At 59.6% G+C, this 24610-nt stretch carries 24 protein-coding genes; 9 read left to right on the top strand and 15 right to left on the bottom strand.

Features of this window, described 5'->3' with window-relative positions; all coding sequences use genetic code 11:
• Positions 1 to 37 precede the first annotated feature (37 nt).
• The gene (locus tag B3N48_RS06805) at positions 38 to 532 is read left to right on the top strand and encodes a 6,7-dimethyl-8-ribityllumazine synthase (RefSeq protein WP_296181054.1); all 495 of its coding nucleotides are present in this window, start codon (positions 38 to 40) and stop codon (positions 530 to 532) included.
• A 150-nt stretch (positions 533 to 682) separates the two neighbouring features.
• Here B3N48_RS06805 and astE read toward each other — a convergent pair whose 3' ends face one another.
• The 13 genes from astE to B3N48_RS06740 all read right to left on the bottom strand — a co-directional run bounded on the left by astE (position 683) and on the right by B3N48_RS06740 (position 14254).
• Entirely contained in the window at positions 683 to 1690 is a 1008-nt protein-coding gene (gene astE, locus B3N48_RS06800; protein ID WP_296181051.1) for a succinylglutamate desuccinylase, read from the bottom strand.
• Between the two features lie 15 nt (positions 1691 to 1705).
• On the bottom strand, positions 1706 to 1996 hold the full coding sequence (locus B3N48_RS06795) for a topoisomerase II (protein ID WP_296181049.1): 291 nt from the start codon (positions 1994 to 1996) through the stop codon (positions 1706 to 1708).
• A gap of 77 nt (positions 1997 to 2073) precedes the next feature.
• Positions 2074 to 3420: an N-succinylarginine dihydrolase gene (gene astB, locus B3N48_RS06790; RefSeq protein WP_296181046.1), complete on the bottom strand. Its 1347-nt coding sequence runs from the start codon at positions 3418 to 3420 to the stop codon at positions 2074 to 2076.
• Between the two features lie 149 nt (positions 3421 to 3569).
• Entirely contained in the window at positions 3570 to 5039 is a 1470-nt protein-coding gene (gene astD / locus B3N48_RS06785; protein ID WP_296181043.1) for a succinylglutamate-semialdehyde dehydrogenase, read from the bottom strand.
• Positions 5036 to 6061, bottom strand: coding sequence for an arginine N-succinyltransferase (gene astA / locus B3N48_RS06780; RefSeq protein ID WP_296181041.1), 1026 nt, complete (start codon positions 6059 to 6061; stop codon positions 5036 to 5038). The genes astD and astA overlap by 4 nt, the downstream gene beginning before the upstream one ends.
• A 90-nt stretch (positions 6062 to 6151) precedes the next feature.
• A complete protein-coding gene (gene aruF, locus B3N48_RS06775) occupies positions 6152 to 7183 on the bottom strand; it encodes an arginine/ornithine succinyltransferase subunit alpha (protein WP_296181039.1) in 1032 nt (343 codons plus the stop codon).
• A 184-nt stretch (positions 7184 to 7367) separates the two neighbouring features.
• Positions 7368 to 8588: an aspartate aminotransferase family protein gene (locus B3N48_RS06770; protein ID WP_296181036.1), complete on the bottom strand. Its 1221-nt coding sequence runs from the start codon at positions 8586 to 8588 to the stop codon at positions 7368 to 7370.
• Positions 8589 to 8969: 381 nt separating this feature from the next.
• The gene (gene argR / locus B3N48_RS06765) at positions 8970 to 9953 is read right to left on the bottom strand and encodes a transcriptional regulator ArgR (RefSeq protein ID WP_296181034.1); all 984 of its coding nucleotides are present in this window, start codon (positions 9951 to 9953) and stop codon (positions 8970 to 8972) included.
• Between the two features lie 149 nt (positions 9954 to 10102).
• Complete coding sequence (locus B3N48_RS06760) at positions 10103 to 10867, bottom strand: ABC transporter ATP-binding protein (protein WP_296181031.1); 765 nt, start codon at positions 10865 to 10867, stop codon at positions 10103 to 10105.
• Positions 10868 to 10888: 21 nt separating this feature from the next.
• Positions 10889 to 12001: a succinylglutamate desuccinylase/aspartoacylase family protein gene (locus B3N48_RS06755; protein WP_296181029.1), complete on the bottom strand. Its 1113-nt coding sequence runs from the start codon at positions 11999 to 12001 to the stop codon at positions 10889 to 10891.
• A gap of 1 nt (position 12002) precedes the next feature.
• Positions 12003 to 12701 (bottom strand): ABC transporter permease, encoded by a 699-nt coding sequence (locus B3N48_RS06750; RefSeq protein ID WP_296181026.1) that lies wholly within the window; start codon positions 12699 to 12701, stop codon positions 12003 to 12005.
• Entirely contained in the window at positions 12698 to 13387 is a 690-nt protein-coding gene (locus B3N48_RS06745; protein ID WP_296181024.1) for an ABC transporter permease, read from the bottom strand. Before B3N48_RS06745 ends, B3N48_RS06750 begins: the two co-directional genes overlap by 4 nt.
• Before the next feature lie 90 nt (positions 13388 to 13477).
• Positions 13478 to 14254 carry an ABC transporter substrate-binding protein gene (locus tag B3N48_RS06740; protein WP_296181021.1) on the bottom strand — a complete coding sequence of 259 codons (777 nt, stop codon included), beginning with the start codon at positions 14252 to 14254 and terminating at the stop codon, positions 13478 to 13480.
• A gap of 688 nt (positions 14255 to 14942) precedes the next feature.
• Between B3N48_RS06740 and B3N48_RS06735 the strand changes: the two genes are divergently transcribed.
• From B3N48_RS06735 to B3N48_RS06725, 3 genes are read left to right on the top strand one after another with little or no spacing between them, the layout of a single operon-like run.
• On the top strand, positions 14943 to 15431 hold the full coding sequence (locus B3N48_RS06735; protein ID WP_296181018.1) for an Hcp family type VI secretion system effector: 489 nt from the start codon (positions 14943 to 14945) through the stop codon (positions 15429 to 15431).
• 10 nt (positions 15432 to 15441) lie between these two features.
• Complete coding sequence (locus B3N48_RS06730; protein WP_296181016.1) at positions 15442 to 16413, top strand: hypothetical protein; 972 nt, start codon at positions 15442 to 15444, stop codon at positions 16411 to 16413.
• Positions 16403 to 16756 (top strand): hypothetical protein, encoded by a 354-nt coding sequence (locus B3N48_RS06725; RefSeq protein ID WP_296181015.1) that lies wholly within the window; start codon positions 16403 to 16405, stop codon positions 16754 to 16756. The genes B3N48_RS06730 and B3N48_RS06725 overlap by 11 nt, the downstream gene beginning before the upstream one ends.
• Positions 16757 to 17117: 361 nt before the next feature.
• On the opposite strand, the gene acs is transcribed toward B3N48_RS06725, so the two are convergent.
• Complete coding sequence (acs, locus tag B3N48_RS06720; protein ID WP_296181013.1) at positions 17118 to 19073, bottom strand: acetate--CoA ligase; 1956 nt, start codon at positions 19071 to 19073, stop codon at positions 17118 to 17120.
• 450 nt (positions 19074 to 19523) lie between these two features.
• On the opposite strand from acs, the gene B3N48_RS06715 reads away from it, so the two are divergent.
• A complete protein-coding gene (locus B3N48_RS06715; protein ID WP_296181011.1) occupies positions 19524 to 19802 on the top strand; it encodes a DUF2790 domain-containing protein in 279 nt (92 codons plus the stop codon).
• 118 nt (positions 19803 to 19920) lie between these two features.
• Here the strand turns inward: B3N48_RS06715 and B3N48_RS06710 are convergent, their stop codons facing one another.
• A complete protein-coding gene (locus B3N48_RS06710) occupies positions 19921 to 21474 on the bottom strand; it encodes a sigma-54-dependent transcriptional regulator (RefSeq protein WP_296181009.1) in 1554 nt (517 codons plus the stop codon).
• Between the two features lie 282 nt (positions 21475 to 21756).
• Here B3N48_RS06710 and phhA point away from each other — a divergent pair, with 282 nt between their 5' ends.
• From phhA to B3N48_RS06690, 4 genes are all read left to right on the top strand, one after another.
• Positions 21757 to 22560: a phenylalanine 4-monooxygenase gene (gene phhA / locus B3N48_RS06705; protein ID WP_296181007.1), complete on the top strand. Its 804-nt coding sequence runs from the start codon at positions 21757 to 21759 to the stop codon at positions 22558 to 22560.
• A 15-nt stretch (positions 22561 to 22575) separates the two neighbouring features.
• Positions 22576 to 22932, top strand: a complete 357-nt coding sequence (locus B3N48_RS06700; protein WP_296181005.1) for a 4a-hydroxytetrahydrobiopterin dehydratase — start codon at positions 22576 to 22578, stop codon at positions 22930 to 22932.
• Position 22933: 1 nt separating this feature from the next.
• Positions 22934 to 24130, top strand: coding sequence for an amino acid aminotransferase (locus B3N48_RS06695; protein WP_296181003.1), 1197 nt, complete (start codon positions 22934 to 22936; stop codon positions 24128 to 24130).
• A 294-nt stretch (positions 24131 to 24424) separates the two neighbouring features.
• On the top strand, positions 24425 to 24562 hold the full coding sequence (locus tag B3N48_RS06690; protein WP_296181001.1) for a hypothetical protein: 138 nt from the start codon (positions 24425 to 24427) through the stop codon (positions 24560 to 24562).
• Positions 24563 to 24610 lie beyond the last annotated feature (48 nt).

Raw genomic sequence — 24610 nt, 5'->3', positions numbered from 1 at the left:
ATGCCCTGTTTTTTTCATTAAACAGGAGTCAGAACACATGCAACCGACCGCTCTCCACGCTCACGAGCGCATTGCCTTCATCCAAGCCTGTTGGCACAAGGATATTGTCGATCAGGCACGCAAAGGCTTCGTCGCCGAGATGGCCAACCACGGGTATGCCGAAAGTGACATCGATTTCTTCGAAGTTGGCGGCGCCTTTGAAATCCCGTTGCACGCCAAATTGCTGGCCAACACCGGTCGCTACGGCGGCGTTGTGGCAGCAGGACTGGTGGTTGACGGGGGGATCTACCGTCACGAGTTCGTCGCCCAGTCGGTGATCAGCGCGCTGATGCAGGTTCAGCTGGAAACCGAAGTGCCAGTGTTCTCGGTGGTTCTGACCCCGCACCATTTCCACGCGGGCGAGGAACATCACACCTACTTCTTCAACCATTTCGTGCACAAGGGCCACGAAGCGGCCAAGACCTGCGCGGATACCCTGGCGAAGCTGCGTGCGGTGCGGCGTTTGGGTGAGCCGCAGAAAGCAGCGGGTTGATCTGAACCGCTCCTGCCGTTAACGCAAAACGACAGTGGGAGCCGGCTTGCTGGCGAATGCGGTCGATCTGTGACGAAGATGTCGACTGATCCAACCCATTCGCCAGCAAGCCGGCTCCCACAATTGATCGGCGTCGGCCTCATGTGCCCATCAGCACAACTGCTCATCCGTGGTCGGTACGATGAGAATCCCCGCGCGCAACCCGTTCTTGACCTTCGGGTTCGGGAAGATGATGCGCGCCCCCTCCTCTTCCACCACCCAACGCGAATCGGCAGCGTCCTCGGCCAGTAAAAAGCCTTTGTCCAGCCGGGTGAAGTTCTCGATATCGTCCGGCAAATGCAGGCGAAATGCATCGCTGCGCTTGATGACTTCCCGCGCGACGCTGAACAGCTTGAGACCATCGATCTGATCGCCGACCAGCGGCTCGGTGCCCTTGATCAGATGCTCCAGGGTGGCCCTCAACGGCGCAAGGTTGACCTGCTGGTTTTGCCCAAACGGCCGCGCTTTGCCTAGCTCCAGCGTGAAAGCCTCGGCGCCTAGCGTGTCGTAGGTGTAGGCGCTGAACACAATGGACGGCTTGTTCTGCAACAGCACCGCCTCCACCCCCGCTCGGTGCAAACGCACCAGTTCACGCCGCGAATGCTGGCGCCCCTCCTTCCAGGGGTAGAGCGCGAACTGCTCGATCTTCGAGCCACGGATCGCCGTGTGCAGGTCGTAATGCAGGCGATAACGATCCGGCAGGCTGAAAAAGCTCGCGGCCAGGCGTTCGAGCTCGCAGGCTCGCAAGGCTTCGTTGCCCTCCGCTTGCTCGTGACGGCCATTGAACAATCGATTGACGTCTTGCTCGACGTAGCGCACCCCGCGCCGCATCGCTTCGGGGTTACCGAACAGGAACAGAATGCGTGCCCGGGGCTTGAGTTCGCCCCGGGCGATGGCGTGGATCAGCTCGTCGAGCAGCTCGATGGGTGCCGTTTCATTGCCATGAATGCCTGCGGACAGCAGCAGGTCGGTGCCATTGTCTTTGGCCTCGGGGGGCCGGACTTCCAGTGCCCCCTCAGCCAGCCAGCGCAAACGCACGCCGTCGACAGTCAGTTGAGTCTTTGCTGCGGGTTCACGACCCGCCAGGGTCAGTTCAAGCAGTTTGCCGAGGGCGAGCATAGGACGGGCTCCTGCTTAGTGGTTGCAATCCGGGCCATGCACGTGGCCGGCTTCATCGTCATCGCTGACATCCGCCGGTTCCATTTCCAGCTCAAGGCTGACCAGGTTGGTCGCCAGCGGGCGCAGCAGCAGGTTGGCGTATTCGGCATCACCTTCCTCAACGTCCACGCCGATGAGCAGTTGGCCCCGGCCGTCTTGCTGAATCCACACTTCTTTGCCCTGCCAGATCACGGCGAAACGCGTGCAGGAGGTTTCCAGCTGAGTGCCGTCGGTGTCTTCAAGGATCAAACGCAGGGCGTCGGTCATAACAAACATTCTCTCTGTATAAAGCTGCGGCATCGCGGCCTGACGTGGTAAGGATCAGGCGTGATGGAGCGGATGCATCAATTGAGTTGGAAAGGATAGACCGCGCCCAGCTTCAGGTGCTGCGTCAGTTCATCCAGCGCCGTACGGCATTCGGTCAGCAGGTGCGGGTCGGCCAGATCGCTTTCGCTCAGGCGATCGCGGTAGTGCTTGTCCACCCATTGCGTCAGCGTGTCGTACAACGGCGCGGTCATGATAACCCCTGGATTGACCGCCGCCAGTTCCGTTTCATTCAGCGCCACGCGCAAACGCAGGCAGGCCGGGCCGCCGCCGTTCTGCATGCTTTGCTTGAGATCGAAAACCTTGACCTCGCTGATCGGGCCATTATTGGCGATCAGGTGCTGCAGGTAGTGCCACACACGTTCGTTGCTGCGGCACTCTTCGGGCACGATCAGCAGCATCGAGCCATCCGGGCGCGACAATAACTGGCTGTTGAACAGGTAGGAGCGGACAGCGTCGTCCACGCCCACTTCGGTGCGCGGCACGCAGATGGCCTGGAAGCGACCGCCGCGACGGCTGAGCTTGTCGTGCAGTTCGCTGAGCATGTGCTCGGTATTGAGGAAAGCATCCTCGTGGTAGAACAGCACCTCGCCGTTACCGACCGCGATCACGTCGTTGTGGAACACACCCTGATCAATCACTGCAGGGTTCTGTTGCGCATAGACCACACCGTCATCGCTCAGACCATGCAGGCGTGCGACGGCTTGCGAGGCCTCGAGGGTCTGGCGCGCCGGATATTTCTGCGGCGCCGGAAAACGCGTATCGAACGCGGCGCGACCAAACACGAAGAACTCGACGCCCGCCTCGCCGTAGCTGCGGCAGAAACGGGTGTGGTTGGCCGCACCCTCATCGCCGAACTGGGCGACGGCAGGCAGGGCCGCGTGATGGGCGAAATGCTGCTGATCGGCGAACATCGCGCCGAGCACGCGACTGGTGGTCGGGTGTTCGATGCTGCGGTGGTATTTGCAGTTGAGGTTGGCGGCGGTGAAATGCACGCGCCCGTCTGCGGTATCGGCACTCGGACTGACGGTCGCGGCGTTGGCGACCCACATGCTCGACGCCGAGCAACTGGCAACCAGCAAAGGCATGGACTCTTTGGCCGCCCGTTCGATGACCTGCGCGTCGGTGCCGCTGAAGCCCAGTTTGCGCAGTCCGGCGATGTCCGGACGCTCCTGGGGCGCCAGCACACCTTGGGTGAAGCCCATGTCCATCAGCGCTTTCATTTTTGCCAGCCCTTGCAGCGCCGCCTCTCGGGGACTGGACGACTGCTGGCAGTTGCTTTGGGACGCGACGTTGCCGTAAGACAGCCCGCCGTAGTTATGGGTTGGCCCCACTAGACCGTCAAAGTTGACTTCACAGGATTTCATCGGTGAGGCTCCGTGGATCTGTTTTTATAGGCACATTCTTCGTGCGCTGCCCGACCTGTAGGAGTGAGCTTGCTCGCGATGGCGGCTTGTCAGGCGCTCAATGCGTCACAGACACAGCGCAATCGCGAGCAAGCTCACTCCTACAAGGACTAACTCAAGGTAATGCCAGGTGTCAGGCTCGTCGGCAACGCCAGCGTCCCGCTCTCCAACGACGCCACGGGATACGCGCAATAATCCGCCGCGTAGTAAGCGCTGGCGCGATGGTTGCCCGAGGCACCTACCCCGCCGAACGGCGCCGTACTCGCTGCGCCGGTCAGCTGTTTGTTCCAGTTGACGATGCCCGCCCGGCTTTGCAGCCAGAACTGCTGGTAGCGTTCCTGCGAATCCGACAGCAACCCGGCAGCTAGCCCGTATTGCGTGGCGTTGGCCTCTTCGATGGCCGCCGCGAAGTCTTCATAGCGAATCACCTGCAACAACGGCCCGAACAGTTCTTCATCCGGACGATTGCGGACATTGCTGACATCAAGAAGGCCAGGCGTTAACAGCGCCGAACGCGCGTCAGGCTGAGTCATTTCCAGCAGGGCCACGGCGCCATTGGCCAGCAGGTGGGCCTGGGCGTCTAACAGGGCTTGAGCGGCGTGAAGGGAAATCACCGAGCCCATGAACGGCGCCGGCTGCTGATCGAAGGCACCCACTTGAAGGGTCTGGCTGACCTCAACCAGACGCTTCAGGAAGGCATCGCCCCACGTGCCCTGCGGCACCAGCAGACGCCGGGCACAGGTGCAACGTTGACCTGCCGAAATGAAGGCTGACTGAATCACGGTGTACACCGCTGCATCGACGTCGGCGACCTGATCCACCACGAGCGGATTGTTGCCGCCCATTTCCAGCGCAAGAATCTTGTCCGGACGCCCGGCGAACTGCTGATGCAGCGAGTTACCGGTGCGGCTGGAACCCGTAAAGAACAGACCGTCGATGCCGCTGTTGGCGGCCAGCGCAATACCGGTTTTCCGCGCGCCCTGTACCAAATTCAACACCCCAGCCGGCAAACCGGCGTCGATCCAGCACTGCACCGTCAGTTCGGCGACTTTGGGCGTCAACTCGCTGGGCTTGAACACCACCGCATTGCCCGCCAGCAGTGCCGGAACGATATGCCCGTTCGGCAGATGCCCCGGGAAGTTGTAAGGCCCGAACACCGCCACCACGCCATGGGGCTTGTGGCGCAGCACGGCAGTGGCGTCGCCCAAGGGTCCGTTCTTTTCGCCCGTGCGCTCGCGGTAGCTCTGAATCGAAATCGCGACTTTGTTGACCATGCTGGTCACTTCAGTCGCCGATTCCCACAAGGGTTTGCCGGTTTCCTCGCCGATGCACCGAGCGATCTCGTCGGCACGGCTTTTCAGCGTGGCGGCAAAAGCCTCCAGAACAACAATGCGCTCTTCAAGCGTGCGGGTCGCCCATGCCGGAAATGCCTGACGCGCAGTCTTCACGGCGGCACCGACCTGGTCGGCGGTCGCGCCCTGCCCTGACCAGACGACCTGCTGCGTCACCGGGTTCAACGATTCAATCGCCTCACCCTGCCCCGCCTGCCAGGCCCCTGCGATATACAACGTACTCATCACACCCCCTCCCGCGCTGGAGACAACGGCACCGCGCGCACCTGATCGCCCGCCGTCAAGCGCAGACGCTTGGCCGTCATCGGGTCGACCACCAGCGTGCCTGCCGCCAAACGTGCAGGGGCCGCGGTGATTCGGCAGTCTTCACGCTTACGGTTGTGAATGATGAACGGCGTTGCGTCATCGCCTGGCGTCCCGACGGCCAGCACCAGCGCCTGACTGTCACGCACCGCTCGGATTTTGCCGGTTTCGCATTCGATCGCAGGCCCTGCGTCGAAGATATCGACGTAGCCCTGGTAGCTGAAGCCTTCGGCCTTGAGCATGGTCAACGCGGGTTCGGTGCTGGTGTGCACGCGACCGATGACGTTGCGCGCCGCTTCCGACAGGAAGCAGCTGTACAGCGGGAATTTCGGCATCAGCTCGGCGATGAAGGCCCGGTTGCCGACCCCGGTCAGGTAATCGGCCTGGCTGAATTCCATCTTGAAAAAGTGCCGGCCCAAACTTTCCCAGAACGGCGAATGCCCCTGCTCGTCGGACATGCCGCGCATCTCGGCGATGATCTTGTTGCCGAACAGCTCCGGAAACTCGGCGATGAACAACATCCGCGCCTTGGAGAGCAAACGCCCGTTAAGGCCATTGCGGAAATCGGCGTGCAGGAACAGCGAGCACAACTCCGAGTTGCCGGTCAGGTCATTGGCCAGAAACAGCGTAGGAATTTCGCGATAAATGTTCAGTTCCTGGGAGGCGCTGACTGTCAGCCCCACCCGGTAGTTGTACCAGGGCTCGCGCAGGCCGACGGCGCCAGCGATGGCCGAGATGCCTACCACGCGGCCATCATCGTCTTCGAGTACGAACAGGTAATCGGTGTCGCCTCGCTCGGCTTCGCCACGGAAAGTTTTTTCCGCCCAGCCGACCCGGTGCGTCAGGCGCTCTTCGTTGGCCGGCAGCGTGGTCAGGCCTGCGCCGGTGCTACGCGCCAAATCGATCAGTGCCGAGAGGTCACTGCTGCGTACGGGACGAACGATCATGCTTTCTCCTCAAGCCAGTGTCGGTCAGACACTGGCGAACTCGCTAACCTGCGACACGACAACCGAGGGCGGTTGCCGCCGACTCAACCTTCAAACCGGAACGATGCGCACGCTGGCCCCTTCACCCACACCCAGTGCCTCGGCCGCTGCAAGGCTCAAAGTCACGGGTTTGCCGGGCACCCAGTCCAGCTCCAGCATCACCGCGCGGTAGTCCTGCAACTGGTTGTTGGCCACCAGATACGGACGACCGCCTTTCACCGCGTCGCCACTGTCGACGGTGTCGACCCTCACAGGCACGACGCGGCTTTGCGCGATGGAGCGAATGCCGGATACCCGAGCGTGAAGCGTTGGGCCGCCATCGAAAATGTCGATGTAGTGATCGGTTTCGAAGCCTTCGCGCATCAGAATGTCGAAGGTGATTTGCGCTCGCGGATGCACCTGGCCCATGGCCTCTTGGGCCTCATCGGGCAGCAGCGGCACATAGATCGGGTAATGCGGCATCAGCTCGGCGAGGAATGTCCGGCTTTTCAGCCCACAGATGCGCTCGGCCTCGGCGTAGTTGAGGTCGAAGAAGTTGCGGCCGATGGCGTCCCAGAACGGCGAGTCACCGTATTCGTCGCTGTAGCCGACGATCTCGGTTACCACGGAGTCCGCGAAACGCTCCGGGTGCGCGGCAACGAACAGCAGGCGAGCCCGGGAGTTGAGTTCCGACCACAGGGTGCCAACCAGTTCCGGCAGCACGTAGAAGCTGGTCAGCAGGCTGTTACCCGTCAGGTCATGACATTGGGAAAGCACATGGATCTTGTTGTGGATCTTCAGTTCGCGGGAGGCGTGAACGAAGGTTTCGTTGCGAAAGCTGTAGAAGGGTTCGGAATAACCGGCCGAAGCCACGATCCCGGAACACCCCACCAGGCGCCCGGAATCGGTGTCTTCCAACACGAAGAAATAGGTCTCCTCGCCATTGAAACTGACCTCCGCGGCGAACGACGCTTCGGACGCCGCGATCTTGTCGCTGAGACGGCCAGCGTCATCCGGCAGGGACGTGACACCAATCGGGCTGTCCGCGGCGAGTCGTTGGACCTCGCTCAAGTCAGCCATTTGCGCAGGGCGCATTACCAACATGGTGTCACTCCTTGAGAAAAACAGGCCGGGGAAATCCGGCATGGGAAAGAAAAAACAAATCCCGAGATGGCTCGCCCTTGTAGGAGTGAGCTTGCTCGCGATGACTCTGTATCAGACAACATTGATGTATCTGACGAACCGCTATCGCGAGCAAGCTCACTCCTACAGGAGATCTATGCGTTGCTTAGGCCTGGGTCAACCTGGCCACAGCGCGTTCAAAACGGTCCAGGCCTTCGTTGATGTCGGCCTCTTCGATCACCAGGCTCGGCGCGAAGCGCACGACGTCGGGACCGGCTTGCAGGATCATCACGCCCTCTTGCTCGGCGGCGTTGAAAAAGTCCTTGGCTTTGCCTTTCCACGGGTCGGTCAGCACGCAGCCGATCAACAGGCCCATGCCCCGAACCTTGCTGAACACGCCGTATTGCTGGCCGATTTTTTCCAGACGCGCCTTGAACAGCGCGTGCTTGGCCGTGACACCGTTCAGCACTTGCGGGGTGTTGACCACATCAATAACGGCTTCGCCCACGGCGCAGGCCAGCGGATTGCCGCCGTAGGTGGTGCCATGTACGCCCACCGCCAGGTGTTTGGCGAGTTTCTCGGTGGTCAGCATCGCCGCCATCGGAAAACCACCGCCGATGCTTTTGGCGCTGGAGAGGATGTCCGGGGTCACGCCGTAATGCTGATAGGCGAACAAATGACCGCTGCGGCCCATGCCGCTCTGCACTTCATCGAAGATCAGCAGCGCGTTGTGCTCGTCACACAGCGTGCGTGCACCTTGCAGATAGTCGAGTTCGGCAGGCAGGACACCGCCTTCGCCTTGGATAGGCTCCAGCACGACCGCACAGGTCTTGTCGCTGACCGCCGCTTTCAACGCGTCGAGGTCGTTGAACGGGACGTGGGTGATGCCGGTGATTTTCGGGCCGAAACCGTCGGAGTATTTCGGCTGACCGCCGACGCTCACCGTGAACAGCGTGCGGCCGTGGAAGCTGTTGAGGGCGGCGATGATTTCGTACTTCTCGGTGCCGTAGAGGTCGTGGGCCACGCGGCGGGCCAGCTTGAAGGCCGCTTCATTGGCTTCGGCGCCCGAGTTACAGAAAAACACGCGATCGGCAAACGTGGCGTCGACCAGCTTCTTGGCCAGACGCAGTGCCGGTTCGTTGGTGAATACGTTGGAGACATGCCACAGCTTGTTGGCTTGTTCGGTGAGCGCGCCGACCAGCGCAGGATGGGCGTGACCCAGCACGTTGACCGCGATGCCACCGGAGAAATCGACCAATTCACGGCCCGCCTGATCCCAAACGCGGGAACCCTGACCGCGCACAGGGATGAACGCCGCAGGGGCGTAGTTGGGGACCATCACCTGGTCAAAATCGGCACGTTGCACCGGAACTTGCTCAACGGACATCGGAGTCTCCTGAAGAGGAACGCCTGCCTGGGCTGGCGAGCGATGGGAGGATTGTAAGGACTGATTTCGGTCCGGCCTTGCCGCCAAGCGACAACTTCTTATAGCGCAACACCGGCTTTTTCCGAGGCTTTCGGCAATGCGACAAATTGCGTCGGAATGGCGCAGTTTAAACGTTGATGAGCGGTTGTAGCAGGGTCGTGTGGATTTGAATTGATCTCAACGTACGCACAACCTCTGTGGGAGCCGGCTTGCTGGCGAACAGCGGTGGATCCGACACATCTTGATTGACTGACCCGGCGCATTCGCCAGCAAGCCGGCTCCCACGGCCTTCGGCCAGAAACCGCGACCAGTGCAGCCATTGCCACCCGGTTCTCTCGACGATCAACCGCGCTCGGCAGGCACCGACGACAATTCGAACGGGCTGCTGCTGCGTCGCTGATTGCGGTCTTCGCGGGGGGTGGCGCCGAAGAAGTTGCGGTAGGCGCTGGAGAAATGCGGGCCTGAGGAGAAGCCGCAAGACAGGCCGATCTGGATGATCGATTTGCTGGTCTGCATCAGCATTTGCCGGGCCTTGTTCAGGCGCAACTCGAGGTAATACTGGCTCGGTACGCGATTGAGGTATTGCTTGAAGATGCGCTCCAACTGGCGTCGGGACACACAGACGTGTTGGGCGATTTCGTCGGTGGTCAGCGGCTCTTCGATGTTGGCTTCCATCAACAGCACCGCCTGGGTCAACTTCGGATGGCTGGAACCGAGGCGGTTCTGCAACGGAATCCGTTGACGCTCGCCGCCTTCGCGAATGCGCTCCACCACCAGCTCCTCCGACACCGCGCCCGCCAGCTCGGCGCCATGGTCGCGGGCCAGCACGGCCAATAGCAGGTCAAGCACCGACATTCCGCCGCAGGCGGTCAGGCGATCGCGGTCCCAGTCGAACAGGTGGCTGGTGGCGATGACCTTCGGGAACCGTTCAGCGAAATCATCCTGCCAGCGCCAGTGCACAGCGGCCCGATAACCATCGAGCAAGCCCAGCTGCGCCAAGGGGTAGACACCCGCTGACAGCCCGCCGATCACACAGCCTGCCCGCACCAGTTGCTTCAGCGCGCCGGCCAGGGCCGAGGCCATGGGCGCGGGGGGTTCATCGGCGATGAGGAACACCTTTTGACAGCCTTCGAGGCGACCGCCCCACGGCTCGCCCGGCAGTTGCCAACCGTCGCCTTCCACCAGAGGCTCGGCGTGCATGAACGTCAGTTCATACACCACCTCCGGATGAACGCGCTGAGCGACACGCAGGGCTTCCTCCGCCAGCGCCAGCGTCAAGGCTTTAGTGCTGGGCCAGATAAGAAATCCGATTCGATGGGCAGTCATAGCGTGCAATCCGGAACGTGTCGCTGTTAGGGGTCACACGCCAGGCGTGTGAGGTCAATCTGTTGCGTTCAGTTCATGGCAGCGGTCAAGGTGACGCGCAGCATGAACTGTTCTGAGACAAAACGCACCGTTCGAGACGGCGCCTATCGTTACTTCAGGCTGCCCGAAAGGAACTGCTGAAGACGTTCCGATTTCGGGTTGATCAGCACTTCGCGCGGGTCGCCTCGCTCTTCGACCAACCCTTTGTGCAGGAAGATCAACTGGTTCGACACTTCACGGGCAAAGCCCATTTCATGAGTCACCACGACCATCGTGCGGCCCTCTTGCGCCAAGGCCTGCATGACTTTCAGCACGTCGCCGACCAGTTCGGGATCGAGCGCCGAAGTCGGTTCGTCGAACAGCATGACCTCAGGCTCCATCGCCAGCGCCCGGGCAATCGCCACGCGCTGCTGCTCGCCACCGGACATGTGCCCTGGAAAGGCGTCCTTGCGGTGGGCAACGCCGACTTTGTTGAGGTAGTGTTCGGCCTTTTCCAGCGCTTCTTTTTTGGGCACACCCAGGACGTGAATCGGTGCTTCGACGATGTTTTCCAGCGCCGTCATGTGTGACCACAGGTTGAAATGCTGGAACACCATGGACAGCCGCGAACGCATGCGTTGCAGCTGTTTGGGGTCCGCAGCCTTCAGACCGCCGTCCTTGTTGGCCACCAGCTTCAACTCTTCGTTGTTGAGCAGAATACGCCCGGACTTCGGCTGTTCCAGCAGGTTGATGCAGCGAAGGAACGTGCTTTTGCCCGAACCGCTGGAGCCGATGATGCTGATCACATCCCCCGCCTTCGCGGTCAGCGAAACGCCCTTGAGCACCTCGTGACTGCCGTAGCACTTGTGCAGGTCCTGGACTTCCAGTTTGTTCATGATGTCGGTTCTCACAAGTAATCAGTCACTGAGCAGGCGGCCGCTGCGCAACGGGGTGCGCCCGGCCACTTTGGCCATCCAGAAACCCGGCTGGGCGTAACGCAGTTTTTCGATGGCAAACAACACACCGGTGGTGCCGGCACAGACCGTGGTCTCGCGGTCAGTCAGCGGGTCGATGACGTCGAACAGCGGTTCGCCGGCTTCGACCCAATCGCCAGCCGAGCGCAGAAAGGTCAGCACACCGGGGTGCGGCGCGTAGATCATTTCAGTGCCTTCGAACGGCATGCCTTCGCAGGCCTCGTGCATCGCTTTCGGCCACTCGCCGCTGATCAGGCCTTGCTCGGCCAGGAACGCGAGAATGCCCTCGGCGTAGGCTTCGGCCTCGGCTTTGCCCGTGTTGGACTGGCCGCCCAGTTCCAGCGTGGTGGACAGGCAGGCCAGCGGGATCTGCGCGTCGGGAAACTGCTTCGCCAGGCGCAGCCACGGCAGCGAACAGGCCTCGTCGAAGGAGCTTCCGCCGGAGTCCTCCGCCAGCAGCCCGACGCTGACGCCAAGATGCGCCGACAGCGAACGCCATTGCGGCCAGTGCTGCGGCAAGGCGTACATGTGCAGGGATGCATCGGTGTCGCAGTGCAGATCGAGAACGATGTCAGCGTTGCAAGCGTGGCTCAGCAACACACGTTGCATGCCCGCCAGCTCGCTGCCCGCAGGCGGCAGTTCGTCCAGCACATCGGCCATGGCTTGACGAATCAACCGGACGTTGGCGTGAGCATCATCGCCCAGCTTACCGGCCAGTCGTTGCGCCACAGGTTCGCTGAGTTCGGTGAAATCCCGATTGAAATTCTTGCCGCTGCCGTACTCGAAACGGCCCTGATGATTGCCTTGCAGCAACTGACCCAGACCGATCGGGTTGGCCACAGGCACCAGTTCGATGACGCCGTTGAGCAGGCCCTGTTCTTCCAGTTGCGTCAGGCGTTTTTTCAGCGCCCATGCCGTGCGCATGCCCGGCAACTCGTCGGCATGCAGGCTGGCCTGAATGTAGGCCTTGCGCTCGCCCTGACCGAAGCGGAACACGCTCAACGTGCGCTGGGTGCCGAGGTTTCCCCATGGCAAATCATGATCGATGCGTTGCATATCAGTGCTTCCTCGGTGCGAGGTAACTGAGCCAGCGGCGCTCGGCCAGCTTGAACAGTTTCACCAGAATGAACGTCAGGCACAGGTAGAAAATGCCCGCCGTGATATAGGCCTCGAACGGCAGATAGAACTGCGCGTTCACCGTGCGCGCCGCGCCGGTGATATCGATCAGGGTGACGATGGACGCGAGACTGGTGGTCTGCAGCATCATGATCACTTCGTTGCTGTATTGCGGCAGCGCCCGGCGCAGGGCCGACGGCAGGAGAATGCGCCGATACATCTTGGCTCTGGACATGCCCATCGCCCGCGCCGCTTCGATCTCGCCCGGCGGCGTGGATTTCAGGCTGCCAGCGATGATCTCGGCGGTGTAGGCACTGGTGTTGATGGCAAAAGCGAGACACGCGCAGAACGTCGCGCTGGACAGCCAGGGCCAGAGAACGCTTTCGCGCACGGCTTCGAACTGCGCCAGGCCGTAGTAGATCAGGAACAGCTGCACCAGCATCGGCGTGCCGCGAATCACATAGGTGTAACTCCAGGCCGGCAGGTTGATCCAGGCCACTTTCGATACGCGCATCAGCCCAAGCGGCAACGCCGCCAGCAGGCCAAAAAACAGCGACAGCGCGAGGAGTTTGAGGGTGATCAGCAGGCCACCAAAGTACAGCGGCAGGTTCTCCCAGACGACGTTGTAATCGAAGATCATAGCTCGGCCACCCTGACACCAGCCGAGTAGCGTTTTTCGACGTGACGCAGCACCAGCAGCGAGACACTGGTGATCACCAGGTACATGGCTGCCACGGCGAGGAAGAAGGTGAAAGGCTCGCGGGTGGCATCGGCCGCCTGCTTGGCTTTGAACATCATGTCTTGCAGACCGACGACGGAAATCAGCGCGGTGGCCTTGGTCAGCACCAGCCAGTTGTTGGTGAACCCCGGAATCGCCAGACGAATCATCTGCGGCACCAGGATGCGAAAAAATACTCGACCGCTGCTCATGCCATAGGCCATGCCGGCTTCGGCCTGCCCTTTGGGGATGGCCATGAACGCGCCCCGGAAAGTTTCGGAAAGATAGGCACCGAAGATGAAACCCAGCGTGCCGATACCGGCCATCAGCGGGTTCAGGTCGATGTAGTCGTCGTGGCCGAGCAACGGCGCGACCCGGTTAAGCAGGTCCTGACCGCCGTAGAAGATCAGCAGGATCAGCACCAGATCGGGAATGCCGCGGATGACCGTGGAATACAGGTCGCCGAGCCAGGCCAGCCAGCGCACCGGCGACAGGCGCAACGACACGCCGATCAGCCCGAGCACGATGGCCAGTGCCATGGAGCACAGGGCGAGTTGCAAGGTCAGCCATGCACCGTCAAGGATGACGGCTCCGTAGCCTTTCAACATGTTGTTTGGCCCTCGAACGCGGGATAGAAAAATGGCGCGATCAGAAGGGTGGAAACCCCGCTGATCGCGCCATTGCAGACAGACGTCGACTTACTGACCGTAAATGTCGAAGTTGAAGTACTTGTCCTGGATCGCTTTGTATTTGCCGTTCGCACGGATGGCCGCGATGGCCGCGTTGAGCTTGTCCAGATCGGCTTTGTCGCCCTTGCGGACCGCAATGCCCACGCCGTCGCCGAAGTAATTGACGTCGGTGAAGGCCGGGCCGACGAACGCGTAGCCTTTGCCCGATTCGGTGTTCAGGAAACCGTCTTGCAGCAACGTGGCGTCTGCCACAGTGCCATCGAGACGACCGGCGCCGATGTCCAGGTAGATTTCGTTCTGCGAGCTGTAGGGTTTGACTTCAGCACCCAGCGGAGCGAGGACTTCCTTGGCAAAACGCTCGTGGATCGAGCCACGCTGCACGCCGATGTTCTTGCCTTTGAGTTCGGTCAGGCCGTCACTGACGACAGTGCCCTGTTTCATGACCAGACGGGCCGGGGTGTTGTAGTACTTGTTGCTAAAGTCGACGGACTTCTTGCGGTCTTCGGTAATGGACATCGAGGACAGGATTGCGTCGATCTTGCGCACTTTCAGGGCCGGGATCAGACCGTCGAACTCTTGCTCGACCCACACGCATTTGACCTTCATCTCTTCGCACAGGGCGTTGCCGATGTCGTAGTCGAAGCCGACGATGCTGCCGTCCGGTGCTTTCGAGGCGAATGGAGGGTACGCCGCTTCGATGCCGATCTTCAGGGGCTTTTCATCGGCGAACACAGGCTGTGCCAGTACGGACAGCGCCAACGCGCCCAGCAGCATGAGCTTTTTCATTCGTGGAACTCCATCGGTATAACGCGACAAGGGGCAGTGAGCAAAACGCTCAATGGGCAGAAGGAATCACTGAAATTGCGACGCGAGGTGCCGTCGGGGCTCAGGGCTCGACAGGCCTTCGGCGAGTGGTCGGCATTTTAACGGCAGGCGGGAAGTCGATATTTCTTCAATGCGACAACAAATTACAGAAGCACTGGGAAAGTCGTTCAGCCCGATTGACAGCCCAGCGGGTTTATGCCTGAGCCGGTAGCGACAAACCTATCAACGAAGCAAATAACGCGCCCATTATTGGCAAAGCCTTCTAATCCGGCAAGTCCAGCGTGTCGGGCGGTCGGCTTGGGGCGATGAATTGCAACAGAAGCGGGGCGTTTCGCCCCACTCCAACGCAACGGGTGACACGGTTCGCTCTTCAGGTAACAAACCGATATATCCCGAGCATGTTGACTCGTCGGACGATCGGATCGTTGTCATGATCCTCACGTGGGGGCGCGCCACATCCCGATCCAAATGCCACTCTCGAACAACCCCCACCCCCTCCCCTTACTCGAAACGCAGCATTTAGTAGGGCAAGAAAACAACGCGCGTAGGATCGTTCCGAAACCACCAAAAAGCTCTTCACTGGACGCTATCAGACAGCAACCTTCCGACCCTATCCTCGCGACTCCTCAACTAGCAAGGACGTGGTGGTATGGCATTTGACGGATTCATCAAACTAGACGGAATCGCCGGTGAGTCGCTGGATGATCGGCACAAAGGCTGGATTGAAATCACCGGGTATACCTTTGGCGTCAATCAAAGCACCTCAGCGACGGCCAGCTCCAACGGCGGCGCAGGCTCAGGTCGCGCGACCCTGACGGACTTCAGTTTCAGCAAACGACTGGACAATTCCAGCGCCCGCCTGTTCGAAGCCAGTTGCTCGGGTGAGCACATCAAAGAACTGACGCTGTGCCTCTATCGAGCAGGTGGCGACAAACTCAAATACTACGAAGTGCGCCTCGAAGAAGTGATCATCTCGGACTTCTCACAAGATGGCGAAAGCGGCGAGCCTCTGGAGCGCGTACAGATCAATTTCGGCCGTATCCACATCGTGTACACCCAGCAGAAACGCAGCGACGGCGCGGCTGCAGGGAATATCTCCGGCGGCTGGGATCGCATCGCTAATAAACGCTTCGGTTGAGAACACGCACATGGCCAGACCGTACTTCTTTATCAACGACCAGATGCAAACCTACACCGCCTTGAAAAACCGAGTAGGCGGCAATCAAAAGTTTGACGTACTCAACGGGCACCTCCGAAATATCGTCGTCGTGCCCGGTCAATTGGTGATCATGGGCGACCTCTCGACAAGCACCCTGACCGGCGAAGAAGTCGAAATGATGGACTACGCCGATAACGTCCGACGCCATCTGCGTTCGCATCAAGTTGGCGGCGATGGGCACATGATCAAAAATTACGACCTGCTGCAGAACATGCTCAGTTACAGCTCACTCGGCATCGGTGCCGTCAGTGGCAGTTGGGCCAAACACTTGGGCGGAGTTGAACAAACCCTCAAGGACATCGAACAGCTTCACAAGACCTCACTCAGAAAAGGCACGACCCTCGCACGGCAGGAGTTCATCACACAGCGTCGAGTTTTGTTCTCTAAGCTCGAAACGCAGTTGAAAGGAATCGCGCGTTGGGGAACAGGCATGCACAACAAAGGCTCAATCAAGAAAATGCTGGGGATATCAACCAAGAGCTACCTGAACACGCCGGAAATTAGGGGCTACGCGGCACGTATCGGGAGTATTGCCAAGGCTGCGAAGATTCTGAAGGCTGGGACGCCGGTTGGGATTGGGTTGAATATCGCCGCAGCGGGACTGGAAGTGAAGGAGGCTTGCTCCGCTGGGCGCGAGCACCAGTGTACGAAAGCAAAGTTTGTAGAAAGCTCAAAGCTGGTGGGGGGTGTTGGCTTGGGGTATGTAGGAGGAATGCTCGGCAGCACAGCTGGGACTTTCGCCTGTTTTCTTGTGCTAGGCGCTCTCAGCGGACCCGGCGCCTTGGCTTGTATGATCGTGGGGGCCGCTGCTGGGGGTTATGGGGCTGGTATGGGTGGTGAAAAAATTGGCGAGGCAGTGGGCACAAAGCTTTACGAATGGCAGACCGAAAATGGGAATTAAATTGTGGTGGGCGTTCATCAATCTAGGTAGCGTCTTGGCCAATGTAGTTTTAATTATATTATTTCTCTATACCAAACTTGAGAAAGCTGAAAAGCTTTTATACGACACGAGCTTTATCGGCTGGTACAAAAATACCTGTGGTGCGAGCTTGATAGGAAGACAGGCTAGACTCAACGCATTATCAATGATCATATTCATGCCAAAGCTTATGCAAAAACGCGGAGAAGTTTCCCCTGAAGTTTATTCGCGACTTCCCTACTCGCTTATTGCGCAGGTGCGTGCACTATATATAATGGCGCTTATCAATTGCCTAGGAGCAACAGGTTTTTATTTCCTTTTTTAATATAGCGCCTAAGCACATCCGGATCAGGTGGCATGGGCAATCACATTAAACATATAACTCTGATACTTGCCCCATGATCACGCTTCGCGTGCCAGACAAAGCTAAATGCGTACCTCATGATTGTGACTACGATCGCAACGGCGTTGCTTTACTATTTCCGATTGAGACTCGAAATTGCCTAATCTCCTATAGCCAAGCAATGCTTGAGTTCGCCAATTAGAAACAAGTGCGGCATGGGCAGTATCGCCAAGCTTTCTGATTGCCAATAAACGACTAGGCCTATGGTGAGCGCTCAAGATCGACATCGCAAAAAACGCCCCGTACGGCTTACACCGAACGGGGCGTCTTGACCGGTGAAGCGTCAGGCGACGTTCATGGTCTTGTGGGTCTCGACCAAGTGCGCAACCACACCTGGATCAGCCAGCGTGGAAATATCACCCAGCGCGTCGTACTCCCCCGTGGCGATCTTGCGCAAAATGCGGCGCATGATCTTGCCGGAGCGTGTCTTCGGCAGGCCCGGCGCCCACTGAATGACGTCAGGCGAGGCGATCGGGCCAATCTCCTTGCGCACCCAATTGCGCAGCTCGATGCGCAGCGCTTCGTCTGGCACTTCGCCGCCGTTCAAGGTGACGTAGACGTAAATGCCCTGCCCTTTCAGATCGTGAGGCACGCCCACCACTGCTGCTTCGGCGACCTTCGGGTGAGCAACCATCGCGCTTTCGATCTCGGCGGTGCCCATGCGGTGGCCAGACACGTTGAGCACGTCGTCGACGCGACCGGTGATCCAGTAGTAGCCGTCCTCATCGCGGCGGGCGCCGTCACCAGTGAAATACATGCCACGGAAGGTTTTGAAATAGGTGTCAACGAAGCGATCGTGATCGCCGTACAGGCTGCGAGACTGGCCCGGCCATGAATCGAGAATCACCAGATTGCCTTCGGCCGCACCTTCGATCAGGTTGCCGAGGTTATCTACAAGGGCGGGGATCACACCAAAGAACGGCTTGGTCGCCGAACCAGGCTTCAGCGCCGTCGCGCCCGGCAGCGGGCTGATCAGCACCCCGCCGGTTTCGGTCTGCCACCAGGTGTCGACGATCGGGCAGTTCTGTTTGCCCACGGTGTTGTAGTACCAGTTCCAGGCTTCCGGGTTGATCGGCTCGCCCACCGAACCCAACAGACGCAGGCTCGACCCGTCAGCGCCCTCAACGGCTTTGGTGCCTTCGGCCATCATGGCGCGAATGGCGGTCGGCGCGGTGTAAAGGATGTTGACCTTGTGCTTGTCGATGATCTGCGACATGCGGGTGATGTCCGGGTAGTTCGGCACCCCTTCAAACAACAACGTGGTCGCGCCATTGGCCAGCGGGCCGTAGACGATATAGCTGTGGCCGGTAACCCAGCCCACGTCCGCCGTGCACCAATAAATTTCGCCCGGCTTGTAGTCGAACACCCGTTCGTGGGTCAGCGCGGCATACAACAGGTAGCCCGCGGTGGTGTGCAGCACGCCTTTCGGTTTGCCGGTGGAGCCTGAGGTGTAAAGGATGAACAGCGACTCTTCGGCACCCATTTCTTTTGGTGCGCAAGTGGTAGAAGCCACTTCCAGCAGGGCGTGGTACCAGATGTCGCGGTGGCGGTTCCACTCGATGTCGCCACCGGTGCGCTTGCACACAATGACTTTCTGCACACTGCTGGTTTCAGGATTGGTCAGGGCGCGGTCGACGTTGGCTTTGAGTGCGGTGCGCTTGCCCCCACGCAGGCCTTCGTCGGCGGTGATCACCACTTTCGATTTGCAGTCGATGATGCGGCCAGCCAGGGCTTCTGGTGAGAAACCGCCGAAAACCACCGAGTGAATGGCGCCGATGCGCGCGCAGGCCAACATGGCGACAACGGCTTCCGGGATCATTGGCATGTAGAGGGTGACCACGTCACCCCGGTGCACGTCCTGACCACGCAGGGCGTTGGCGAATTTGCAGACTTCTTCATGCAGTTCGCGGTAGGTGATGTGGCGGCTTTCCGAGGGGTCGTCGCCTTCCCAGATGATCGCGACCTGGTCGCCGCGCTCTGCCAGATGACGGTCCAGGCAGTTGTAGGAAACGTTCAGGGTGCCGTCGGCGAACCACTTGATGTCAACGCGGTGATCGTCGAAAGAAGTCTGTTTGACGGTGGTGAAAGGCTTGATCCAATCCAGGCGCTTGGCCTGCTCACGCCAGAAGCCATCCGGGTTGACCACCGACTGCTGGTACATGGCCTTGTAGGTCGCCTCGTCGGTCAGCGTGTTGGCTGCCACTTCTGGGCGAACGGGGTACAGGGAAGCCGCACTCATCTTTCTTACCTCGGTGGAAATGTTGTTTTTGTATGGGGACCGTTGTATCCCCCGAAGGCTTTGAAAGCCATTCGACGATGGTCTTACCGGTCGTCAGCATAACGCCGAAAAGCAAGCGATTGCCTGGAACGCGATGAATCTTCATCTAAGCACGCGAACCAAAGCACAAAGGAATCCACCGCATTGTGGGCTGAAGGGGCGATTGTTACCGAAAAGCTCAACAGTCTTTATCAAAATGGTTCGTATATAACTTCAGGTCAGGCGCTTAGAATTCATTTCGCCAACTCGGCAAACGATTGACAACTAACAGCCCCCCACAGCGGCATGTCGATCAGCAACTCAACCTGCAATTAACCGGCTTCTCACAAAGCCCCATAAGGGTTTTGGGCACCCTGCTGAACGGCATTCCTGTTCTGCAGCGTCGACGAAGCAACCTAGAGGAACACGTGAATGAAAGCTGCACTGGTTGTAATGGCGCTTTGTGGTTTCAGCGCCTTGGCAATGGCAGAAGAATCGGGTGCCAAAGTCGCGGCACACGAACAACGGACCCAGCAACAGGTCGAGCACTACAGCTATTCCACCAAGCTGGACATCGCCAAAGTCATCTCGGTGGGCGAGGTGCCAAACGTATGCCGCGTTGTGCCGCAGCACATGACCTACGAAGATTCCCACGGCCAGCGTCATGTCATGGAATACATGGTCATGGGCAACGGGTGCAGCAACGGTTGATGCCACTTGCAGGCTTGCTCCTGTAGGCGCGCTGGCCCGCGAATGCGATCAGGCTGTTAATTCCGGGTTATCTGACATATCGCAATCGCGGGCAGGCGCGTCTCTGCACTGCATTGGCTCAACCTTTACCGACATCATAAAGTTTCAACTTATTGGCAATTGTCGTATGTGAAACACCCAACCGTTTGCCCAATAAGCGACTACTTGGGTGTGCGGCATAAAGTTGCTCCAACACGGCTTTTTCAAACCGTCCAATAATCGCGTCCAACCCACCTTCCAATGAAAAGTCCCCTAACGGTCGACGTACGCCGTAATCCGGTAGACGAATGTGTTCAGCTTTGACCACACCCCCCTCGCACAGCGAAACCGCTTGAAACAGTACGTTCTCCAGCTGACGCACGTTGCCAGGCCAGTGGTATTGGTTGAGGCGGTCAAACGCGGCAGGGGCAATGCGCGGCAGAGAACAGCCGATTTGCCGGCTGGCCTGGTCGAGGAAATGCTGCACCAGCGGCGCCAGGCCATCGAGGCATTCGCGCAATGGCGGGATGTGCAACGACAACACATTCAGACGGTGATAGAGATCCTGGCGAAACTCACCGCGCGCGCAGAGTTCGGACAGATCGACCTGCGTGGCACAGATCACCCGCACATCCAGATACACCTCTTCATCGCTGCCTACGCGGCGAAAGCAGCCTTCTTGCAGATAACGCAAGAGTTTCGCCTGCAACCGGGCGCTCATTTCCGCCACGCCGTCGAGAAACAACGTACCGCCCGCCGTCAGTTCCAGCAGCCCGAGTTTGCCCTCGGCCCGGGCGCCTTCGAACGCGCCGGGGCCGTAGCCGAACAGTTCGGTCTCGGCCATGGACTCGGATAATCCCGCGCAGTTGAGCGCCATCATTGGCGACTGGCCCCGAGGGCTTGCCAAATGACAGGCCCGCGCCAACAGTTCCTTGCCAGTGCCGGTTTCACCTTCTATTAGTAGAGGCGCGTCCAACGGCGCCATACGCCGGGCCTCCCGCACCACGGCGGCCATTACTCTGGAGCTCTGGAAGATGCTGTCGAAGCCGCGCAGCTCCTGCTTGCGCACGTTGTAGATGTGCTCACCCACGCGGTCCGCCCGGTGCAGGGTCAACACTGCACCGGCCATCGCTTCGCTGTCTTCGTGTTCGGATTGCAGCGGCGCGATGTCGGCGAGAAAGACGTCGCCTTTCACCTTGACCCGCAGGCCATTGATCCGTGAGCGATTGGCGCGGACCCATTGCGGAAGGTCGAAGTCTTCGGCGTAACGGGACAGCGGAATGCCAGGGACCTCATCGACCCGCACGCCCAGCAACTGAGCGGCCGCCCGATTGGCTGCGACGATGGAGCCGCTCATGTCGATCGACAACACGGGAAACTCCAGCGCCCCCAGCAGCGCATTCAACTCCATGTGCCGACGCTCGCTGGGCATCAATCCCACTCGCTTGACGCTAAAAACCCCGGAAATCGTTGCGAACTTAGGGGTCAGCGCCTGAAACTGCAGGTTGATCAGGTTCGGACAGCGCAGGTAAATCGCGTCGCCATGCTCCCCCCCCACCTCGCCGCCGGACACATTGACGCCGTAGGAGACCAGCAATTCGAGGATGTCGCGCAGGATTCCGACGCGGTTTTGGCAATGGACTTTGATACGCATGGCGAGTCGACTCTTGTCATCGGACAGACTTTTTTGTCATAGGGCGAAGTTTACCGTCAAGAATACGTGACAGCCAAAGTGCTCATCGGCGTCGACGGGCGCGGATTCGGCGTGGTTGAAATCGATCTGTCAGGATTTCTTTACAGATCAGGGATCTAGCCTCGGGCCTAGCTCGCTCATGCCCCGCTGCAAAATCACCCGGAAACGGTATCTATAGGCTCATGCGGGTCACCCCCTGCAACCCCGCGCTCCATATAAAAACAAGCCATTCAGGAGAGCAGCATGAGCACGCAGTACGTTGCCCGAGAACCGGACCCCAGCGGCTTTATCGAATACCCCGAGGCCGATCATCGGGTGTGGAACACCCTGATCACTCGTCAGTTGAAGGTGATCGAAGGTCGCGCTTGCCAGGAATACCTCGACGGTATCAAGCAGCTCGACTTGCCCCACGATCGCATCCCGCAACTGGCCGAAATCAACGCCACGTTGGGCGCTACGACGGGCTGGCAAGTCGCTCGGGTTCCAGCGTTAATCCCCTTCCAGACCTTCTTCGAACTGCTGGCCAGCAAGCGTTTTCCAGTCGCCACGTTCATTCGCACCGAAGAGGAATTGGACTACCTGCAAGAGCCTGACATTTTTCACGAAGTCTTCGGACACTGCCCACTCCTGACCAACCCATGGTTTGCAGAATTTACCCACATGTACGGCCAGCTCGGTCTGGCAGCCAGTAAAGAACAGCGCGTGTATCTTGCCCGCCTCTACTGGATGACCATCGAATTCGGACTGGTGGACACCGCACAGGGGCGCAGGATTTATGGGGGTGGCATCCTCTCCTCACCCCGTGAAACGCCGTACAGCCTGTCCTCGACCCCGGCACACCAGCCGTTCGACCCGATAGAAGCCATGCGCACGCCGTACCGCATCGACATTTTGCAACCGGTGTATTTTGTACTCCCTGACCTGAAGCACCTGTTCGACCTTGCCCACGCAGACATCATGGGCATGGTCCAGACCGCGATGGGCCTGGGCCTGCATGCACCCCGCTTTGCTCCTAAAGCACAGCCTTCCAAAACAACAGCTGCCTGAAAGAAGGACCCTCGTATGACTGCTCTAAGCCAAGCCCATTGCGAAGCCTGCCGCGCTGACGCCCCGCAGGTCAGTGAAACCGAATTGCCGGAACTGCTGCGGCAGATTCCGGACTGGAACATCGAAGTCCGTGATGGCGTGATGCAACTGGAAAAGGTGTATCTCTTCAAGAATTTCAAATTTGCGCTGGCGTTTACCAACGCGGTCGGCGAAATTGCCGAAGCCGAAGGTCACCACCCGGGTCTGCTGACCGAATGGGGCAAGGTGACCGTGACGTGGTGGAGCCACTCCATCAAAGGGCTGCACCGCAACGACTTCATCATGGCCGCCCGCACCGACGAGGTGGCTACAGGCGCCGAGGGCCGTAAGTAAAATGCATTTTTCACAGATTCAGCGTGTACCTGACGATCCAATCCTGGGCTTGATCCAGGCGTACGCCATAGACCCGAATCCGGACAAGTTCGACCTGGGCGTTGGCGTGTACAAGGACGCGCAAGGCCTGACCACCATTCCCCGCGCGGTCAAGCTGGCCGAGCAGCGTCTGCTGGACTCGCAGCCGACCAAGACCTACATCGGTGGCCATGGCGAGCCGCGTTTCGGCACGTTGATCTGTGAACTGGTGATGGGCGCCGGTTCGCCGCTGATCCAGCAAAAGCGTGTGGGCGCGACCCAGACGCCGGGCGGCACGGGTGCCTTGCGTTTGTCCGCCGACTTCATCGCCAATTGCCTGCCGGGCAAGGGCATCTGGCTGAGCGACCCGACCTGGCCGATTCACGAAACGATTTATGCCGCAGCGGGGCTCAAGGTCAATCACTACCCGTATGTGGGCAGCGACAACACACTCAATGTTCCCGCCATGCTGGAAGCGTTGAACACCGTGCCGGAAGGTGACGTCGTGCTGCTGCACGCCTGCTGCCACAACCCGACCGGGTTCGACCTCAGCCACGATGACTGGCGAGACGTGCTCGCGATCGTCAAACGCCGCCATCTGCTGCCGCTGATCGATTTCGCGTATCAGGGTTTCGGTGACGGGCTGGAAGAAGATGCATGGGCGGTTCGGCTGTTCGCGGCTGAACTGCCGGAACTGCTCATCACCAGTTCCTGCTCGAAGAACTTCGGCTTGTACCGCGAGCGCACGGGTGCACTGCTGGTGTGCGCCGACAACAGTGAAAAGCTGGCCGACGTGCGCAGTCAATTGTCCGCGACGGCGCGTAATCTGTGGTCTAGCCCACCGGATCATGGCGCGGCGGTGGTGGCTGAAATTTTGGGGGATCCGGAGCTCAAGGCGCTGTGGGCCGATGAAGTCGAGGCCATGCGCAGCCGCATCGCGCATTTGCGTCAAGGGCTGGTCGAGGCCCTGACACCGCTGGGGCTCGGCGAGCGCTTCGCCCATATCGGCGTCCAGCGTGGCATGTTTTCGTACACAGGCTTGAACGATGATCAAGTGGCACGCATGCGCAAGGAGCACAGCGTGTACATGGTTGCGGCAGGGCGCGCCAACGTTGCGGGTATTGATGCCACAAGGCTTGATGCCCTGGCTGCAGCGTTCGCTGCGGTGTGCAAGGACTGACCCGCTAAAGCGGGCTACGCCATCCCTGTGGGAGATGCTATGTCGGCTGGCAAACCGCATTCGCCAGCACGCCGGTTCTCACAGGATTCAGCGTGATCCAGGATAAGTTGTAGGACTCAAACGCCACTACATGACCAACGGGCACCGATAAAAAGTCTGTTTGTCATTTGTTGTGGGGTATCCTCCGTCTGCGTTTTTTGGACGCGCTGCCTGATCGGCAGCTCAGGGAAGTCCGCAGATTGGCTACAGGCCTTTTGCGGACTGAACAACGCCACTTGTGAGGAGCGACAGACGATGCATGAAATCCCAAACTTCCCCTTCCCAAGCCAAACCCAGCAAAGCGCAGCAGCCCGTCAGGAACTTGGTCAGCCGATCGAGATGAAAGCCGGTGCGAAAGACAGTGACCGCAAGAAAGCCGAAGGCCAACGCTGAGGGTTAAATGTTCAGCCCCTATGCAAGAGCGTCTTCGAGGCGTACTTC

The sequence above is a fragment of the Pseudomonas sp. UBA1879 genome, from assembly GCF_002338065.1.
In the GTDB taxonomy this organism is placed as follows: domain Bacteria; phylum Pseudomonadota; class Gammaproteobacteria; order Pseudomonadales; family Pseudomonadaceae; genus Aquipseudomonas.
The sequence above is the reverse complement of the archived record's forward strand: the minus strand, read 5'-3'. Positions and strand labels throughout refer to the sequence as shown.

What these genes read in the sequence shown, in the direction of transcription:
- B3N48_RS06740 (WP_296181021.1), bottom strand. Translation starts at nt 14,254, where the DNA reads ATGAAAAAGCTCATGCTGCTGGGCGCGTTGGCGCTGTCCGTACTGGCA.
- B3N48_RS06745 (WP_296181024.1), bottom strand. Translation starts at nt 13,387, where the DNA reads ATGTTGAAAGGCTACGGAGCCGTCATCCTTGACGGTGCATGGCTGACC.
- B3N48_RS06735 (WP_296181018.1), top strand. Translation starts at nt 14,943, where the DNA reads ATGGCATTTGACGGATTCATCAAACTAGACGGAATCGCCGGTGAGTCG.
- aruF (WP_296181039.1), bottom strand. Translation starts at nt 7,183, where the DNA reads ATGTTGGTAATGCGCCCTGCGCAAATGGCTGACTTGAGCGAGGTCCAA.
- B3N48_RS06690 (WP_296181001.1), top strand. Translation starts at nt 24,425, where the DNA reads ATGCATGAAATCCCAAACTTCCCCTTCCCAAGCCAAACCCAGCAAAGC.
- B3N48_RS06770 (WP_296181036.1), bottom strand. Translation starts at nt 8,588, where the DNA reads ATGTCCGTTGAGCAAGTTCCGGTGCAACGTGCCGATTTTGACCAGGTG.
- B3N48_RS06805 (WP_296181054.1), top strand. Translation starts at nt 38, where the DNA reads ATGCAACCGACCGCTCTCCACGCTCACGAGCGCATTGCCTTCATCCAA.
- astE (WP_296181051.1), bottom strand. Translation starts at nt 1,690, where the DNA reads ATGCTCGCCCTCGGCAAACTGCTTGAACTGACCCTGGCGGGTCGTGAA.
- B3N48_RS06725 (WP_296181015.1), top strand. Translation starts at nt 16,403, where the DNA reads ATGGGAATTAAATTGTGGTGGGCGTTCATCAATCTAGGTAGCGTCTTG.
- B3N48_RS06710 (WP_296181009.1), bottom strand. Translation starts at nt 21,474, where the DNA reads ATGCGTATCAAAGTCCATTGCCAAAACCGCGTCGGAATCCTGCGCGAC.
- argR (WP_296181034.1), bottom strand. Translation starts at nt 9,953, where the DNA reads ATGACTGCCCATCGAATCGGATTTCTTATCTGGCCCAGCACTAAAGCC.
- B3N48_RS06795 (WP_296181049.1), bottom strand. Translation starts at nt 1,996, where the DNA reads ATGACCGACGCCCTGCGTTTGATCCTTGAAGACACCGACGGCACTCAG.
- B3N48_RS06715 (WP_296181011.1), top strand. Translation starts at nt 19,524, where the DNA reads ATGAAAGCTGCACTGGTTGTAATGGCGCTTTGTGGTTTCAGCGCCTTG.
- B3N48_RS06755 (WP_296181029.1), bottom strand. Translation starts at nt 12,001, where the DNA reads ATGCAACGCATCGATCATGATTTGCCATGGGGAAACCTCGGCACCCAG.
- B3N48_RS06700 (WP_296181005.1), top strand. Translation starts at nt 22,576, where the DNA reads ATGACTGCTCTAAGCCAAGCCCATTGCGAAGCCTGCCGCGCTGACGCC.
- astA (WP_296181041.1), bottom strand. Translation starts at nt 6,061, where the DNA reads ATGATCGTTCGTCCCGTACGCAGCAGTGACCTCTCGGCACTGATCGAT.
- B3N48_RS06695 (WP_296181003.1), top strand. Translation starts at nt 22,934, where the DNA reads ATGCATTTTTCACAGATTCAGCGTGTACCTGACGATCCAATCCTGGGC.
- phhA (WP_296181007.1), top strand. Translation starts at nt 21,757, where the DNA reads ATGAGCACGCAGTACGTTGCCCGAGAACCGGACCCCAGCGGCTTTATC.
- acs (WP_296181013.1), bottom strand. Translation starts at nt 19,073, where the DNA reads ATGAGTGCGGCTTCCCTGTACCCCGTTCGCCCAGAAGTGGCAGCCAAC.
- astB (WP_296181046.1), bottom strand. Translation starts at nt 3,420, where the DNA reads ATGAAATCCTGTGAAGTCAACTTTGACGGTCTAGTGGGGCCAACCCAT.
- B3N48_RS06730 (WP_296181016.1), top strand. Translation starts at nt 15,442, where the DNA reads ATGGCCAGACCGTACTTCTTTATCAACGACCAGATGCAAACCTACACC.
- B3N48_RS06760 (WP_296181031.1), bottom strand. Translation starts at nt 10,867, where the DNA reads ATGAACAAACTGGAAGTCCAGGACCTGCACAAGTGCTACGGCAGTCAC.
- B3N48_RS06750 (WP_296181026.1), bottom strand. Translation starts at nt 12,701, where the DNA reads ATGATCTTCGATTACAACGTCGTCTGGGAGAACCTGCCGCTGTACTTT.